The following is a 15802-nucleotide window of genomic DNA, read 5'->3' on the forward strand; positions in this document are numbered from 1 at the left end:
CGTATTAATGATTAAAACAGCACTTATAAGTGTGTTTGATAAAGACAATATATTAGGACTTGCAATATCCCTTCAAAACAATGGTGTAGAGATTATTTCTACAGGTGGAACTTTTAAGTATTTGAAAGAAAATGGCATAAAAGTTTCGGAAATATCTGATGTTACCGGATTCGAAGAGATATTGGACGGAAGAGTTAAAACATTACACCCAGTTATACATAGTGGAATACTTGCAATAAGAGATAATGAAGAGCATATGGCAACTATCAAAGCAAAAGGAATCAAACCTATTGACATGGTAGTAGTTAATCTTTATCCTTTCTTTGATAAAGTTACAGAAGATATAAGTTTTCAGGAAAAAGTTGAATTCATTGATATTGGTGGGCCAACAATGCTTAGAGCAGCAGCTAAGAACTTTAAAGATGTTATTGTACTTAGTGATACAACAGATTATGAGAACATTATAAATAAAATGGATGCTAAAGAAGAAGTAGATTTTGAGACAAGAAAACATTTAGCAGGTAAAGTGTTCAACTTAATATCAGCATACGACGCAGCTATAAGTAATTTTTTACTTGGCGAGGACTCATACCCAGATTATCTTTCTGTTTCATATAAAAAACAAATGGATTTAAGATATGGTGAAAATCCTCATCAAAGCGCAGCTTATTACGTATCAGCTGCGAGTAATGGAGCAATGAAGAATTTTGAGCAGTTAAATGGCAAAGAATTATCTTATAATAATATAAAGGACATGGATATTGCATGGAAGGTAGTATGTGATTTTGATGAGATTACTTGTTGCGCCCTAAAACATAATACACCATGTGGAGTAGCTACAGGTAGCAGTGCATTAGATACATATAAAAAGGCGTACGAATGCGATCCAATGTCTATATTTGGTGGAATTGTTGCTTTTAATACAAAGGTAGATAAAGAAACTGCTATCGAGCTTAAAAAGATATTCTTAGAGGTTGTAATTGCACCAGAGTTTGACGATGATGCATTAGAAATATTAAAAGGTAAGAAGAATTTAAGAATTGTAAAATGTTTAAGTAAATCAGAAGGAAAAGTTAATATTGTTAATGTTGATGGCGGTATGCTAGTACAAAGTGCAGATAACAAATTAATAGATGAAATAAAAGTAGTTACTAAGAAAAGTCCAACTGAGGCAGAAATGAAAGATTTAATATTTGCTATGAAAGTGGTTAAGTATGTTAAATCAAATGCTATTGTAGTTGTTAAAGATGGCACTACCAAGGGTATTGGAGTAGGGCAGGTTAATAGAATATGGGCAGCAGAACACGCTTTAGAAAGAGGAGGAGATGCAACAGTTATGGCATCAGATGCATTCTTCCCATTCGGAGACGTTGTAGAACTAGCAGCAAAATATAACATAAAATCAATAATTCAACCAGGTGGTTCTATAAAAGACTCACAATCAATAGATAAGTGCGATGAAAATGATATTTCGATGGTGTTTACAGGAATTAGGCATTTTAAACACTAAGGTAGCTAAAACTATAAAAAAACCTTAACTTCATGATGGGATAACTTAGTTATTCCATCAATTTTAATTTATAAAGAAAAGGAGACGGATATATGAAGGTATTAATTATTGGTTCTGGGGGACGAGAACATGCTTTAGTGTCAAAGGTTGCAGAAAATCCAAGCGTCGATGTAGTATATTGTGCTCCTGGTAATGGCGGTACTTACAGAGAAAGTAAGTGTGAAAACATTAATATTACAAAAATGGATGAGCTTTTAGAATTCGCAGTAAAAAATAAAATTGATATAACTATAGTTGGTTCAGAGGAATGGCTTGTACAAGGAATAGTTGATAAGTTTAATGAAAAGGGACTTAAAATATTAGGACCTTGCGCAAAAGCGGCAAAGCTTGAGGGAAGTAAAGCATATTCTAAAGAATTCATGAAAAAATATGGCATAAAGACAGCCGCATATGAGGTCTTTGAAAATGATAAGGAAGCCATAGACTATCTTAAAAATTGCGAATATCCTATAGTAATTAAAGCCGATGGATTGGCAGCAGGCAAAGGTGTAATTATATGTAATGATTTTGTCGAGGCTGAGAAAAGTATAAATGACTTTATGGTACTAGATATATTTAAAGGTAGCGGTAAGAAAATTATAATAGAAGAATTTTTAGAAGGGGTAGAGGCATCTATACTCTCTATAACAGATGGGAAGGTTATACTTCCTTTTGTATCTTCAAAAGATCATAAACAAATATTTGACGCAGACAAGGGACCTAATACAGGGGGTATGGGAGCTATAGCACCTAATCCATACTGCACAAAACAGGTACTCGATGAATTTTATAAAAATATATTGCTTCCAACCCTAAAGGGGATTCAAAATGAAGTTATGGATTATAGGGGCATAATATTCTTTGGAATAATGATAACTAAAAAAGGAGTATATTCGCTTGAATATAATGTGAGATTTGGAGACCCTGAGACTCAAGCGGTTCTTCCACTTATGAAGAGTGATTTTGTGGGACTTGTTAAAGCGGCTATAGATGGTGAACTTAAAAACTTTAATCTAGAATGGAAACAAGGATATTCTTGCTGCTTAATTGCCGCATCGAAGGGTTATCCAGGAAGTTATTCTACTGGATATGAAATAAGTGAGGTTGGCAAACTAGAGGGTAAGTTGTTTCTAGCTGGTGCTGTTGGTGATAAGGGCACAATGAGGACAAATGGTGGAAGAGTTTTGGGAGTAACAGGTTTTGGTGGAACACTAGAAAAGGCAAGAGAAATAGCTTATGCTGATATGAAAAAGATTAAATTTGATGGAATGTATTATAGAACAGATATTGGAAAATAAAACTAAATATATGTAAATAGCTTGAATATTGTGGTAATGTTTTGTATTATAGGAGTATACTGTTAAATTTTAAAGCCGAATTTTTAAGTATGTAATGAGTAAAATTATATTAGGTGATACTTATACATAGGAGATGATAATTATGAAAGTTATAAAAAGAGATGGTAGGCTTCAAGATTTTAATTTAAGCAAAATAAAAACTAGCATATCGAGAGCCTCTGACGATGCTGGGCAACCATTAAATATAGCTGATATTGACAATTTAGCTGAAGATATTTGGGATAGTATAGAAAAATATCAAAAGGACCCCATTGCTTTTAATATTATTCACGAAATAGTATTGGGTGAATTGGAAAAATGGGGATTTAGTCTTGTGGCTAAATATTATAATCAGGGGAAATTAGAATAAGAGAAAGCAGATGAAATAAATCATCTGCTTTCTTCTATAGGTAAGAATTAAAAAAAGCCTACAAGCATTTTTAATGCTACAGCTAAAGACATTGTTACAAATATAGGTTTTATAAGTTTTGAACCATTATTTAAGGCAACGCTCGTGCCTGCTTTAGCCCCAATAATCATAGATACTGCTACAGGCAATCCTATCATATAATTTATTTTACCGCTTATTGCAAATAAAATGAGAGCTGTAATGTTGCTTATAAAGTTAAGTACTCGTGCATTAGCTGAAGAAGCTATAAAGTTGAAACCAAAAATACTTATAAATCCAAAAACTAAAAAAGAACCTGTTCCAGGACCAAAAAAACCATCATAAAAGCCCAATAAAAGAGCTAGAATTATTCCACATAGTACATTCTGTTTTGTAAGTCCTTTAAACTTATCGTCTAATCCCAAAGATTTGGAAAAAAGAGTATAAATTCCAATAAAAATGATAAGAATTAATACTAATGTGTTAAGAAATTTTTGATCTATATGTAGAACTGCTTTAACACCAAGCATTGAACCTAAAAATGTAAAGGGAATTAGGTATTTTAAAAGTTTAAAATTAGCCTTACCTGATTTTATAAATTGGAGAGAACTAGTAAAAGAACCAGCAGTTGCACTAAATTTGTTAGTGCCAAGCACCATGTGAGGGGGTAAACCCGCGAGCATAAAAGCTGGTACACTTATGAGACCACCACCTCCAGCAATAGAATCAATAAAGGATGCCAGAAAACCAGCTATACATAGAAGAGCAATTTTAGTTAACATATGACACCTGCCTAATATTATAAAATTTAAAATGAATAAAATCTTTCTTTATCATTATAAATGATAATTACTATAAATTAAAGAATTATGTGGATGTTGATATAAAATAATGGCATATTTTTGGACGATACTCGATAAACTATTGATTTATATGTGATATATACGTATTATATATAGGTGGGAGTAAAAAATTATAAGCAGTTCTCCATTTGTGGAGGTTATAAGATAAAACAAAAATCATAAAATAATAATATAAAAATGAGGGGATTTAATATGTTAGAACAAAATAAAAAAATTAATAACGAAACAATAATTAAAGATTTAAGTAATACAGACAATAAAAATGTTGCAAAAAACGAAGTAGTTAGTAGCAAACAAGGCATTCATAAGGAAAATTCAAATACGACTAAGGCTACAAAACCTTCTTTTATAGATACATTTAAAGCTAACATTATAGATTTAATAGCTATAGGAGTAGTATCAACAATTGTAGTATTCGTTGCAGATGCTATACTTAAGCTAGCAGGATATGCTATAAGTCAAAAGTTCCAAATGACATTTATACTTTTTATGGTTGTTATGGTATTATACATGAGTATTATGGAAAGTGGAAAATCATCTGCTACCATCGGAAAAAAAGTTTCTGGACTATTTATTACAAAAAGATAGGAGTTTGAAAAATATTATGCAGAGAAGAAAAGAGTATGAACTTTATATAGAAGAATTAGAATTTCCAGCACAGGGCATTGCGTTTTATGAAGGTGAAAAAGTTTTAATTAAAAATACGATACCAGGTCAAAAGGTAATTGCTAAAGTATCAAAAAAGAAACAGTTTGGTGTAGAAGCTAAGCTTGTAAAAATATTAGAAGACGTAGATTATAAAATTAAGCCACAATGCAATATTACTGATTTATGTGGAGGATGTAGTCATCAATTTCTTTCTTATGAAAAACAATTAGAATTTAAAAAACTGCAAGTATTAAAATTGTTTGAAGAAGCAGAGATAAAAGATTTTGAATTCTTGGGTATAGAAAAAAGCCCTGAGGTATTTGAATACAGGAACAAAATGGAATTTACATTTGGTGACTTTAGAAAAGATGGTGAATTAACTCTTGGTATGCATACTAAAGGAAGAAGCTTTAGTATTGTGACAGTTGATGATTGTAGAATAGTAGATGTAGATTTTAGAGAAATTCTAAAATTAGTGTTAAACTACTTTAAAGAGCTAAAATTACCACATTATAATGTAATGGAGCGTACGGGATATCTAAGAAACTTAGTTATTCGAAAAGCTAAAAATACTGGTGAGATATTAGTTAATATCGTAACCACATCTAAAATGGATTTTGATTTAGGTGAAATAACTAATATGCTTAAAGAATTAAAATGCGATGGAATAATAACAGGAATAATACATACATTTAATGATTCATTATCAGATATAGTTCAAGCTGATAAAACTGAAACATTATATGGCAGGGAATATATTATGGAAAATATATTAGACCTTAAGTTTAAAATTAATCCTTTTGCTTTTTTTCAAACTAATTCAAAAGGAGCAGAAAAGCTTTATAGCATAGTTAGAGATTTTTTAGGTGATTCTGAATCCAAGGTAGTGTTTGACTTGTATTGTGGAACGGGAACCATAGGACAAATTGTTGCAGCCAAAGCAAAAAAAGTACTAGGAATAGAATTAATAGAAGAAGCAGTTGCTGCGGCTAATGAAAATGCAAGAATTAACGGATTAGACAATTGTGAGTTTATAGCAGGTGATATAGCGAAAGTTATAAAAGAGGTAAAAGATAAACCAGATAGCATTATTCTAGATCCTCCAAGAGCAGGAGTACATCCTACAGCATTAGATTATGTACTAAAGTTTGATGCGAAGCACATAGTTTATGTATCTTGCAACCCTAAAAGTCTAGTAGTTGACTTAAGGGAATTTATTAATAGAGGATATAAGATCCAAAAGGTAGTACTAATGGACATGTTTCCACATACCCCTCACATTGAGACTATTGTAGACATAGTGAAGGCAAATCAATAGGTTCAAGGGTTTAGATGTTTAAAACTTAATCAGATTATGAATTTTTCCGACGGTTACTCAAGTTCGTCGGAAAAGAAAACTACATTTTATAAATTAATTAATCAGTATGAAGAGGGTAAATAAAATACCTTCTTTTTTTATTATGGATTAAATATTAGGGTAGCACTAACATTTTCGATTTAAACACTCTAAATAATAGTTAACCGTTGTATAAAATGGTATAATTTATTCAGAGTTGTTTCGCAGTAGGCCACTATGGCGTCACAACCTGATTAGACATAATAGCACTTCGAAACCTGCTTAAACATAAGTAAATACGCGTTTTTAACAGCTTTTTCTGCTTTATGGCTAACATCCTGTCCGTGAAAATTAGTTCCTAATCCAAATTCTATTTTATACCTCTTAATAAGATATATCCCGTCCTTTAATATTAATTATCAAGAGAAACGTGCCAGTATTCAATTGAATCTTTAAATTTTATTTTGGAAAAAAAGTACCAAAATGGTAATACTAAGTTATTTTTCCCACTTTGGTACTTTACTCACTTGATATTTTTTCGTTTTTCTGTAAAATGTAGACTTTGATAAAAATCTTGAATGTATTTCTTCAATAGCTGTATAACAGTCCTCATCAGAATAGGATTTTTCGTTAGAATGGTGGTTTTTACGATCTTGTTTATTTATATCCATAGAATTTACCAAAATAAATTCTACATAATGTTATATTTCATTTACTGATTTATATAACAACATATATAGATCTTAAGGATATCTTCTATACCTATATAGCTTTTGACTAAGGTTAGTTCCCGGCGTTTAACTAGTTTACGGATTAACGTGGCTTATTTTAGGCTTAAATGCTAGTATGAGTCCTTTTTTTATTTTGTTTATAAAAAGCTTATTTAACAATACGTTTTCAGCTAAATTAAATTTTAGGATATGATTTTTAGATTGGCATACTTATTGCTTGTTATAAATGTGAAAGTTGTCACTTTCAAGTTAACTTTATTCTAAGTAATAAAAGAGACATCAACATCTCTTTTATTACTTAGAATCTCTATATGTTGCTCGAGATATACCAATGTTTTTACTAATATCTCTTAAATACTAAAGTTATTATGTTGAATGGTTTTCTTTATTTAAAGCTAGAAAAAAATCGCCTTATTTTAAGTGTTATCTTTATTAGTAAGAGCCCTTAATTCTCTAGCAATGCTCGCTATATGAGTGTTGTCAGTTCCACAGCAACCTCCAAAAATCTTAAAATTAAAATAGTTGTAGATTCATCATATACTGGGTAAGCGCAACACAATCTGAAATTTAGATATTTTATCATTCAAGTTTATCTTAGGGGTCTATGTAGTAACGGAACAGAAAATTACAACCCGCTAACCTTAAATGTTACTTTACCGCAACAGCTCCAAGAGTATTAAGTATCAAGTAACGCGCCAGTGTTTATATTGAATCAAAATCCTGGAATTTCTTTCTCTTTTTATTATAAGATTTTATAACATTATTATTAAAAACCCTTTAAATCTCTTGGGTTTTGAAAATAGAGAATGGTTACAATGTTTAAATAAATGAAACTAGCCTAAATTATGGATAATAGTAAAAGTAAAAGTAGATAAGCTATGGTATTAGAATACATTTGAATGAATTGCTTGTTTATCATTAGTTATAATATTATTTAGTATTTATTGTATGAATAAAGTCTATAAAGAATCTGATTTTATTATCAAGAAAATACTTCCAACAAACGTTTTCAACTGAAATTTTAACATCACTAATTGAGTATTTTATTAATCCGAAAAAATAAGCTGAAAGAGGCGCTATATGAATGATAATTTTTACAGACAGGTAACAGAACAACTGGAAATGAGTCTTAAAGAAAGTGAAGAAAAAGCAGAACGTGCTACGGAGTTAATCATCTCTATTAAGGAGATTGCATTTCAAAGTGGAGAAAAAGCAGACAGGGCTGCGGAGTTAATCATCGCTATTAAGGAGCTTGCCTTTCAAAGTGGAGAGAAAGCAGACAGGGCTGCAGAGTTAATTATCGCTAATAAAGAACTTGCTTATCAAAGCGGAGAAAAAGCAGACAGGGCTGCAGAGTTAATTATCGCTAACAAAGAACTTGCTTATCAAAGCGGAGAAAAAGCAGACAGGGCAGCGGAGTTGATCATCGCTAATAAAGAGCTTGCCTTTCAACGCGATGAGAAAGCAGACATGGCAGCAAAGCTAATTATTGCTAATAAAGAGTTAATCGTTGCTAATAAGGCACAGGGAGAATTCCTTGTTAACATATCTCATGAACTTAAAACACCACTAAATATTATTTTTTCAACAGCTCAGTTATTTAATATGTATTGCAATAGTGGTTCACTCGACGAGAAGAAGGATTCAATTGTTAAATATATTGCCTCACTGAAACTAAATTCGTATAGATTATCCAAACTCATTAATAATATAGTTGATTTATCAAAGATTGAAGCGGGATTCTTTAAATTGAGTTTATCGAATAACATTGGGTATAGATCAATAGACTGGACACTTTGAAAAAAAATGTTTGGATTATAAGTGCTTTTTTCGTATGATTTATATGAGTTTAGGAGGATGGCTAATGAGTAAAATTATAACTAATGAGTAAAATTATAACTAATAAAGAGGATGTTAGAATGCTAGAAAATAATAAAAATGTCCTAAGAGTCAGTGAACTACCAATCACATATAGCTATGAATTTAAAATATTATTTATTAATGAACACATAGCTGGGAAATTACCAAGACAAATTTTCGAAGAAAATGGATTCGATATAAATATACTAGGATTAAAAAGAATTAAAGAAGCTATATATATAGCTTAAAACGTAGCCGTAGGATTATGAACAAATACGAAATAATATGTCCTCATAGAAAACCAAATCCATATAAAAGAATTGCTAAAGCGACAAAAGAACATCGTGTAGTTTAAAATATTCTGAATCGTGAATTTAAGCAGGCTACACCAGGAAAGGTTCTGCTTACTGATATAACATATTTACCATACGGTAATAGTAAAATGGTTTACCTATCAACAATTAAAGATTTCTCAACAAATGAGATATTAGCATAACTTCAGATAGAATAACACTTGATAGAGCACTAGATATTATAAACAAGCTATTCAAAAATAGATGCGTAATGTTAATAAAAGATGCCTTTATTCATTCAGATCAAGGTAGTCATTATACAAGTCCAACATTTCAAAAGCTACTAAATAAACACAAATTAGGTCAGTCAATGTCGCGTAGAGGTAATTGTTGGGACAATGATACTATGATTAAGCAACAGCAAACCATGATTATCAGTCTATACATAGACATTCACAATTTAGTTATACCAAATGACAATTTTTTGCGGAAAATTAGTGTATTAATAGATTTTTCTTTCATTTACAATGAATTATTGGATAACTATTGTCTTGATAACGGATGCAATGCAATTAGTCCAATTCATATGTTTAAATACCTATTATTGAAAGTGATCTTTGAGTTATCTGATGTTGATATTGTAGAACGATCAAAGTATGATATGTCATTCTAGAGGAGGCTGTTATTGAATCAAGTTCTTTAACTAAGTTCAGAAAGCTACGCTTAAAAAATATGAACATTTTAGATATGCATCTATTATAGTAGATGCTGCCCACAAAAGCACGTTATAATAAGAAATATCCAATGGAAATCCTAATGGATCTATCAAGAAAACTTAGAAAATCGGTGTATGAAATTGATGAAAAGATGAAAGAAAAATTCCCTTCTAAAACAACAACAGATGTATTAGAAGATGAGCTAGAGTATTGTCAAAAGATTATTTATCAGATGAACACAGCAAACAGTGGCAATTTCAGCAAAGTCAGTATTTTAAGGAAAAATCCAAGGAGCGCTATAAGATAGAAGCAAAAAATAGTGAATTGAAACGTAGGTACGGATATGATGTTGCATCATCTTCGGGTCTTATTGGTATGGAAATTCAAGGAGCAACAGCGATATTTGCCGTTTATTTAAAGCGAATAATAAAGCTGCTAGGTTAGAAAGCAGGATAAAAAAAGGTAAAAATGGATATGCAGATTTTTATATTTCCAATACATCTAAAAATAACGAATGTAACACAAGTACAATGAACTGTGAACTGCTCCCTGTAAAGTAAAAAATGAAAATAATAAAATTGACTTAAATGGCTAAAGCCCTAAATTCTAAAGGGCTAAGGCCATTTAATCTTTTTTGCAATCTCTTGGTATTGTAGAAGATAATATATTCATCAATTGCATTAGAGATATCATCATATGTATTATATTATGCAAGTAGAACTTTTCACACTTGAGGATTCCTCAAAACTTCCATTGGTCCATTGTCGATGCTACAACAGATAAAGTGGCAGTGTAGACGAGTTTAACGTGTTTGCAAGTATAATAGTTGTAAATCTAATTAATAAAGCAAGGTCATACGGATTTAGAAATATAGTGGCAACCCAAGAGTTTGCCACTATGATAATTGATGGTACGGCCAATAAAGCTATTGTTAAATATAAATAGCCTTAACAACATCATTAACTAAAACTTAACTCCATGAAAATCAAAGGGTTCAGCACATTTTTAGATACTGCAGTTAAGTGGTTACTTAAATTTTTATTAAATTTAATTTACTAAAAAAGTAATTTAGAAATAAATGGAGGATATTTTATATAAATAATTAGATTTGGAGGTGTGTACAATAAAGTAACTGTTGTTAAACAGTTAATAACAATGCTATACTAACAATAATTCGCAATTCGCACTGGTTGAAGGTACTTTTGATTGTGAAGAAGATGCTAATAAGGAAATTTTAAAGTTATCGGGAAGAAAACAAAATATCACACACTCAATATGACTATAGCTACTATTGAAAAGAAAAAAAATGCGGCAGCCCAAAAATACAAGCAAAATTCAAATTCAATATGAGTAATACCTATAAGTAGAAAACAATATAAAGAGGCTTGTTCTTTTGTTAAATATAACTAGGAAGGTGTTAAATATGATTGATGTCTCAAAAATTGAAAGTAAATTGAATGGGCTTGTAGAAGAAGACAAGATACCTAAAGGTATAAGGCAAGACATTCTGGATTCTTGGATTAGATGTAAAAAATATAAGCTTGATGTAAATATAAAAGGCAAAGAGATAGATAAAGTTCAATTTGATAAAATATTAGTTGAACATAAGGAACTTATTGAAATAGCAATACCTGTAATGCTGGATATATTCAAACTTTTAAATGAAACAAATTACTCTATTGTATTAACAGATGAGAATGCAGTTATACTTAAGGTTATGGGAAATAAAGAAATAATTGAAAAAAATAGAGAACTAAATTTTTTGAAAGGATGTAATTGGAAAGAAGAAAATGTGGGTACAAACGCTATTGGAACATGCCTTTATCTAAATAAACCATTTCATACTTTGAGCGCGGAGCATTATTGTAAAGCACAACATGGATGGACCTGTTCTGCAGCACCAATACATGATGAAAAAGGAAAAATTATAGGTATTATTGATTTATCAGGTCATTTTTATGATTTCCATTCACATACCCTTGGAATAGTTGTTGAAGCTGCAAATGCTATACAAAAACAATTTTCAATAAATGAGCATAGAAAGTGGGCAGGAGCAGCTTTTAATTCTATTGAGGATGGAATTTTAGTTATAGATAATGATTTTATGATAAAAGATTTTAATTTGAAACTTTGTGAAATATTTAAGATATCTGGACAAGAAATTTATAAGATTGATATAAGAGTCTTACTGAAAGATATAATTAAAGATATGCATAATTTTAGTAATAACGATAAGATTAACTATAGAGAAATTAGCTTTTATTTAAATAACAGTAGAGTAGAATGTAATGTAAGTGTTACACCAGTAAAAAATGAGAAAGAATATATAGGTTTTGTAATTCTTGTTAAAAAAGCTGATAGTTTACGACATGTGGTTAATAAAATAGCGGGGTTTTACTCAAAATGGTCTTTTGATAACATAATAACTAAAAATCCAAAAATGATTTCTCTTATTGAAGAAGCCAAAAGAATTGCGGCCAATGATTGTACTGTGTTAATTACTGGAGAAAGCGGGACGGGTAAAGAGTTGTTTGCACACTCTATTCATAATGCTAGTACTAGATGTAACGGACCATTTGTAGCAATAAATTGCGCAGCCTTACCCAAGAACTTAGTAGAAAGTGAGCTCTTTGGTTATGATAAAGGTACATTTACCGGTGCCTCTAAAGAAGGATGTCCTGGAAAGTTTGAATTGGCAAATAAGGGAACAATTTTCTTAGATGAAATTGGGGAATTGCCGTTGGAAATTCAATCTAAGTTGCTTAGAGTTTTAGATAGTCATACCATAACAAGGATTGGTGGAAAGTACGAAAAAAAACTAAATGTAAGAGTTATTACTGCAACAAATAGAAATTTGTACAACCAAATTAAAACAAAAAATTTTAGAGATGATCTGTATTATAGAATAAATGTATTTAATATAAAACTAATTCCACTTAGAGAGCGTCTAGAAGATGTTGAAGTTTATGCAGAACTTTTTTTACAACAGTTAAATGATAAAAATCCAGAAAGTAAGAAGTTTTTTGATAAGGAATTTATTAATTCCATTAAAAAATACAATTGGCCAGGAAATGTTAGAGAAGTAGAGAATATTATTCAAAGAGCATATTATCTATCAAAAAATAATATAATTTCCTGTTTGTTTATTCCTGAATATATTAATGAAGATATAGAAGATATAAAAGATATAAAAGATATAAAAGATACTATAGGCATACCTGACGACAATGTATTTAAAACTTATAAGTTAGAAGAAATTGAAAAAAACTTAATTGTCAAGGCTTTAGAATATTGTGATGGAAATGTTGTTAAGGCAAGCAAACTTATTGGTATTGGAAAAACTACATTTTACAGAAAAGTGAAAAAATATATCAAGTGAGTATAATACCAAAGTGGGAAAAATAAATTTCCACTTTGGTACTTTTTTTCCAAAATGAATCTTAAATAAGATGAGTGTTTAAATGATTGTTAGAGATTCAAGGATTTTGATTCAATTAAATACTGGCACGTCTCTTGCTACTTAATATTATTATAGGAAGGAGATATATTTATTAAGAGGTATGTATTAGAATTTGGATTAAGAACTGATTTTATGGACATGTCTTTAGCAAGGCAACAGAAAAAGCTGTTAAAGACGCTGTATCAAAAAAATACATTCCAGGGTCATTGTAACCGTTTCCATTACTGTTTCTGATCTAAAAAAATGATACAGAAAAAAATCAAGACCTGTTTGCCAATAGGAAAAAAGAATATAATGGTGGATTAAAAACTTCAGGGCTTTATTTGCCTGATTTTGGAGATGTTGATTACAGCATAGAAGTTGTAATAGCGTGTATTGAAGTAGAAATTGAAAGAAAAGAATGGGAGGGAATATAATATGAATATATCAAAGAATGAATCAATTGATATGTATAAAACTATGTTAAAAATAAGAAAATTTGAGGAAGTTGCTATACAGGGTTCCGCAGAAGGAAAAATTCCTGGCTTTATTCATTTATATATAGGAGAAGAAGCTATTGCTACAGGAGTATGTTCAAATCTAAGAGAAGATGATTATATTACAAGTACTCATAGAGGTCATGGTCACATAATATCAAAGGGTGCAGATATAAAACTTATGATGGCAGAGCTTTTTGGAAAAGCAACAGGCATTTGTAAAGGAAGAGGCGGCTCAATGCATATATGTGATGCCTCAAAAGGTATCCTAGGAGCGAATGGTATAGTAGGTGCTGGTCATGATTTAGTATTAGGAGCAGGTTTAAGTGCACAATACAGAGGAACTGATCAAGTTGCTATATGTTTCTTTGGAGATGCATCTACAAATCAAGGTACATTCCATGAATCATTGAACTTGGCTAGCGTGTGGAAGCTACCAATTGTATATGTATGCGAAAATAATGGATATGGAATATCAATGAGCCAGAAGAGACATATGGCAATTACGGATGTAGCAAATAGAGGAGCATCTTATAATATTCCTGGAGTTGTAGTTGATGGAAATGATGTTCTTGCAGTTTCACAAGTAGCAGCTGATGCTATAAAAAGAGCAAGAGAAGGTAAGGGACCAACAATAGTAGAATGCAAGACTTATAGACAAAGAGGACATTTTGAGGGAGATCCTGGAACATATAAACCAACGGAAGAACAGGCAGCATGGGTTAAAAAAGATCCTATACCAAGGTTTGAAAAATATATGCTTGAAAAGGAAATCTTAAGCGAAAAAGGAATAAAAGAAATACAAGCTGATATTGATATCATAATCAAAGAAGCTTTAGAATTTGCAGAGAACAGTCCTTGGCCAGAAGTAGAGTCAGCACTTACAGATGTCTATACAGATATAATAGAGGAGGCAAGATAATATGAAAACCATGACTTATATGGAAGCTATAAGAGAAGCAATTACAATTAAGATGAGGGAAGATGAAAACGTATTAATGTTTGGAGAAGACGTAGGAGCTTTTGGCGGATGTTTTGGATTATCACAAGGAATGTTTGATGAGTTTGGTGAGAAAAGAATAAGAGATACTCCAATATCTGAAGGAGCATTTGTTGGATGTGCTATAGGAGCAGCTGGTACAGGATTAAGGCCAATTGCAGAAATAATGATGGGAGATTTTGTTACAGTTGTAATGGATATGCTATGTAATCAGGCTGCAAAGCTTAGATATATGTCTGGAGGAAAAATAACGCTTCCAATGGTTGTTAGATTGCCAGGTGGTGGTGGAATTGGGGCTGCCGCTCAACATTCACAATCTTTAGAAGCTTGGCTTACACATATGCCTGGACTTAAGGTTGTTTATCCATCAACTCCAGCTGATGCAGCAGGATTAATGCTTACATCTATAAATGATGACAATCCTGTTATATTTATGGAACATAAAGTGCTTTACGGCTTAAAAGGTGAAGTACCAGATGACATCAAGCCAATACCATTTGGAGTAGCTGATATAAAGAAAGAAGGAAAAGATATTACGATTATTGCTACAGGTAAAATGGTTCATGAAGCTTTAAAGGCTGCAGAACAGCTTTCAAAGGAAGGAATTGAAGCAGAGGTAGTAGATCCAAGGACATTATTCCCATTGGATAAAGAAACTATATTTAACTCTGTAAAGAAAACTAGCAAAGTGTTAGTTGTTACAGAAGAAAATAAAAGAGGAGGATTTGGTGGTGAAATTTCTGCTATGATAAGTGAAGAAGCTTTTGATTATCTTGATGCACCTATAGTTAGAATTGGAGCACTTAATACTCCAATAGCGTTTTCACCAGGCCTTGAAAGTTATATACTTCCTAATTTTAATGATATAGTTAATGGAGCTAAAAAATTATTTTAATATTAAGTTAGGTTGGCACATTGTGCCTTTAAGCTCTACCACCTAGACAGTTTTTGGCTAGGTGGTAGAGGCTGAACCTAAACCTATGTAAACATATCAGTGGGTTCTTGTTGTCAAACATAAGTGGTCCTTTACATGCAGCTATTACTATACCTTAATAATAGTTCGAAAAAGAGGATTTTTTAGAATAGATTAGTTAAGAAAATCAGTAAGTTCAGTTTAGAAAAAAGCAGTGGGAATTACAAAAGAT

Annotated in this window: 15 protein-coding genes and 3 pseudogenes; 13 read left to right on the plus strand and 5 right to left on the minus strand. The window is 31.1% G+C overall.

What is annotated here, in order from left to right:
- The first annotated feature begins 7 nt into the window (after positions 1–7).
- The 3 genes from purH to LGK95_RS03410 all read left to right on the plus strand — a co-directional run bounded on the left by purH (position 8) and on the right by LGK95_RS03410 (position 3256).
- Positions 8–1510: a bifunctional phosphoribosylaminoimidazolecarboxamide formyltransferase/IMP cyclohydrolase gene (gene purH / locus LGK95_RS03400; RefSeq protein ID WP_226122236.1), complete on the plus strand. Its 1503-nt coding sequence runs from the start codon at positions 8–10 to the stop codon at positions 1508–1510.
- Between the two features lie 92 nt (positions 1511–1602).
- Complete coding sequence (purD, locus tag LGK95_RS03405; RefSeq protein ID WP_226122238.1) at positions 1603–2847, plus strand: phosphoribosylamine--glycine ligase; 1245 nt, start codon at positions 1603–1605, stop codon at positions 2845–2847.
- Positions 2848–2989: 142 nt separating this feature from the next.
- A complete protein-coding gene (locus tag LGK95_RS03410) occupies positions 2990–3256 on the plus strand; it encodes an ATP cone domain-containing protein (RefSeq protein ID WP_226122240.1) in 267 nt (88 codons plus the stop codon).
- Positions 3257–3303: 47 nt separating this feature from the next.
- On the opposite strand, the gene LGK95_RS03415 is transcribed toward LGK95_RS03410, so the two are convergent.
- Positions 3304–4056, minus strand: a complete 753-nt coding sequence (locus LGK95_RS03415; protein WP_226122249.1) for a TSUP family transporter — start codon at positions 4054–4056, stop codon at positions 3304–3306.
- Between the two features lie 273 nt (positions 4057–4329).
- On the opposite strand from LGK95_RS03415, the gene LGK95_RS03420 reads away from it, so the two are divergent.
- Together LGK95_RS03420 and rlmD are read left to right on the plus strand one after the other, a co-directional pair.
- Complete coding sequence (locus tag LGK95_RS03420; RefSeq protein WP_226122251.1) at positions 4330–4725, plus strand: RDD family protein; 396 nt, start codon at positions 4330–4332, stop codon at positions 4723–4725.
- Positions 4726–4741: 16 nt separating this feature from the next.
- A complete protein-coding gene (rlmD, locus tag LGK95_RS03425) occupies positions 4742–6103 on the plus strand; it encodes a 23S rRNA (uracil(1939)-C(5))-methyltransferase RlmD (protein ID WP_226122260.1) in 1362 nt (453 codons plus the stop codon).
- Positions 6104–6375: 272 nt separating this feature from the next.
- Here rlmD and LGK95_RS03430 read toward each other — a convergent pair whose 3' ends face one another.
- From LGK95_RS03430 to LGK95_RS03440, 3 genes are all read right to left on the minus strand, one after another.
- A complete protein-coding gene (locus LGK95_RS03430) occupies positions 6376–6534 on the minus strand; it encodes a Lin0512 family protein (RefSeq protein WP_319001892.1) in 159 nt (52 codons plus the stop codon).
- An 84-nt stretch (positions 6535–6618) separates the two neighbouring features.
- Complete coding sequence (locus LGK95_RS03435; protein WP_226122262.1) at positions 6619–6792, minus strand: hypothetical protein; 174 nt, start codon at positions 6790–6792, stop codon at positions 6619–6621.
- A 476-nt stretch (positions 6793–7268) separates the two neighbouring features.
- Positions 7269–7382 carry a homocysteine S-methyltransferase family protein gene (locus LGK95_RS03440; RefSeq protein ID WP_226122314.1) on the minus strand — a complete coding sequence of 38 codons (114 nt, stop codon included), beginning with the start codon at positions 7380–7382 and terminating at the stop codon, positions 7269–7271.
- A gap of 592 nt (positions 7383–7974) precedes the next feature.
- On the opposite strand from LGK95_RS03440, the gene LGK95_RS03445 reads away from it, so the two are divergent.
- The 4 genes and pseudogenes from LGK95_RS03445 to LGK95_RS03455 form a co-directional block, all read left to right on the plus strand.
- Entirely contained in the window at positions 7975–8652 is a 678-nt protein-coding gene (locus LGK95_RS03445) for a sensor histidine kinase (RefSeq protein ID WP_226122269.1), read from the plus strand.
- A gap of 83 nt (positions 8653–8735) precedes the next feature.
- A complete protein-coding gene (locus LGK95_RS03450; protein WP_226122271.1) occupies positions 8736–8960 on the plus strand; it encodes an HTH domain-containing protein in 225 nt (74 codons plus the stop codon).
- A pseudogene (locus LGK95_RS22765) lies at positions 8951–9405 on the plus strand (DDE-type integrase/transposase/recombinase); the annotation flags it as partial. The gene LGK95_RS03450 and the pseudogene LGK95_RS22765, both read left to right, overlap by 10 nt.
- Positions 9406–9411: 6 nt before the next feature.
- Positions 9412–9947, plus strand: a pseudogene (locus LGK95_RS03455) (transposase); the annotation flags it as partial.
- Positions 9948–10304: 357 nt separating this feature from the next.
- Here LGK95_RS03455 and LGK95_RS03460 read toward each other — a convergent pair.
- Positions 10305–10415 (minus strand): annotated as a pseudogene (locus tag LGK95_RS03460) (IS3 family transposase); the annotation flags it as partial.
- 113 nt (positions 10416–10528) lie between these two features.
- On the opposite strand from LGK95_RS03460, the gene LGK95_RS03465 reads away from it, so the two are divergent.
- From LGK95_RS03465 to LGK95_RS03480, 4 genes are all read left to right on the plus strand, one after another.
- On the plus strand, positions 10529–10666 hold the full coding sequence (locus LGK95_RS03465; RefSeq protein ID WP_226122273.1) for a hypothetical protein: 138 nt from the start codon (positions 10529–10531) through the stop codon (positions 10664–10666).
- A gap of 478 nt (positions 10667–11144) precedes the next feature.
- Positions 11145–13100 (plus strand): sigma-54-dependent Fis family transcriptional regulator, encoded by a 1956-nt coding sequence (locus LGK95_RS03470; protein WP_226122275.1) that lies wholly within the window; start codon positions 11145–11147, stop codon positions 13098–13100.
- Positions 13101–13598: 498 nt separating this feature from the next.
- Positions 13599–14579 carry a thiamine pyrophosphate-dependent dehydrogenase E1 component subunit alpha gene (locus LGK95_RS03475; RefSeq protein WP_226122277.1) on the plus strand — a complete coding sequence of 327 codons (981 nt, stop codon included), beginning with the start codon at positions 13599–13601 and terminating at the stop codon, positions 14577–14579.
- Position 14580: 1 nt separating this feature from the next.
- On the plus strand, positions 14581–15552 hold the full coding sequence (locus LGK95_RS03480) for an alpha-ketoacid dehydrogenase subunit beta (RefSeq protein ID WP_226122279.1): 972 nt from the start codon (positions 14581–14583) through the stop codon (positions 15550–15552).
- Positions 15553–15802: the final 250 nt, after the last annotated feature.

The sequence above is a fragment of the Clostridium algoriphilum genome, assembly GCF_020443705.1.
GTDB lineage: Bacteria > Bacillota > Clostridia > Clostridiales > Clostridiaceae > Clostridium_AD > Clostridium_AD algoriphilum.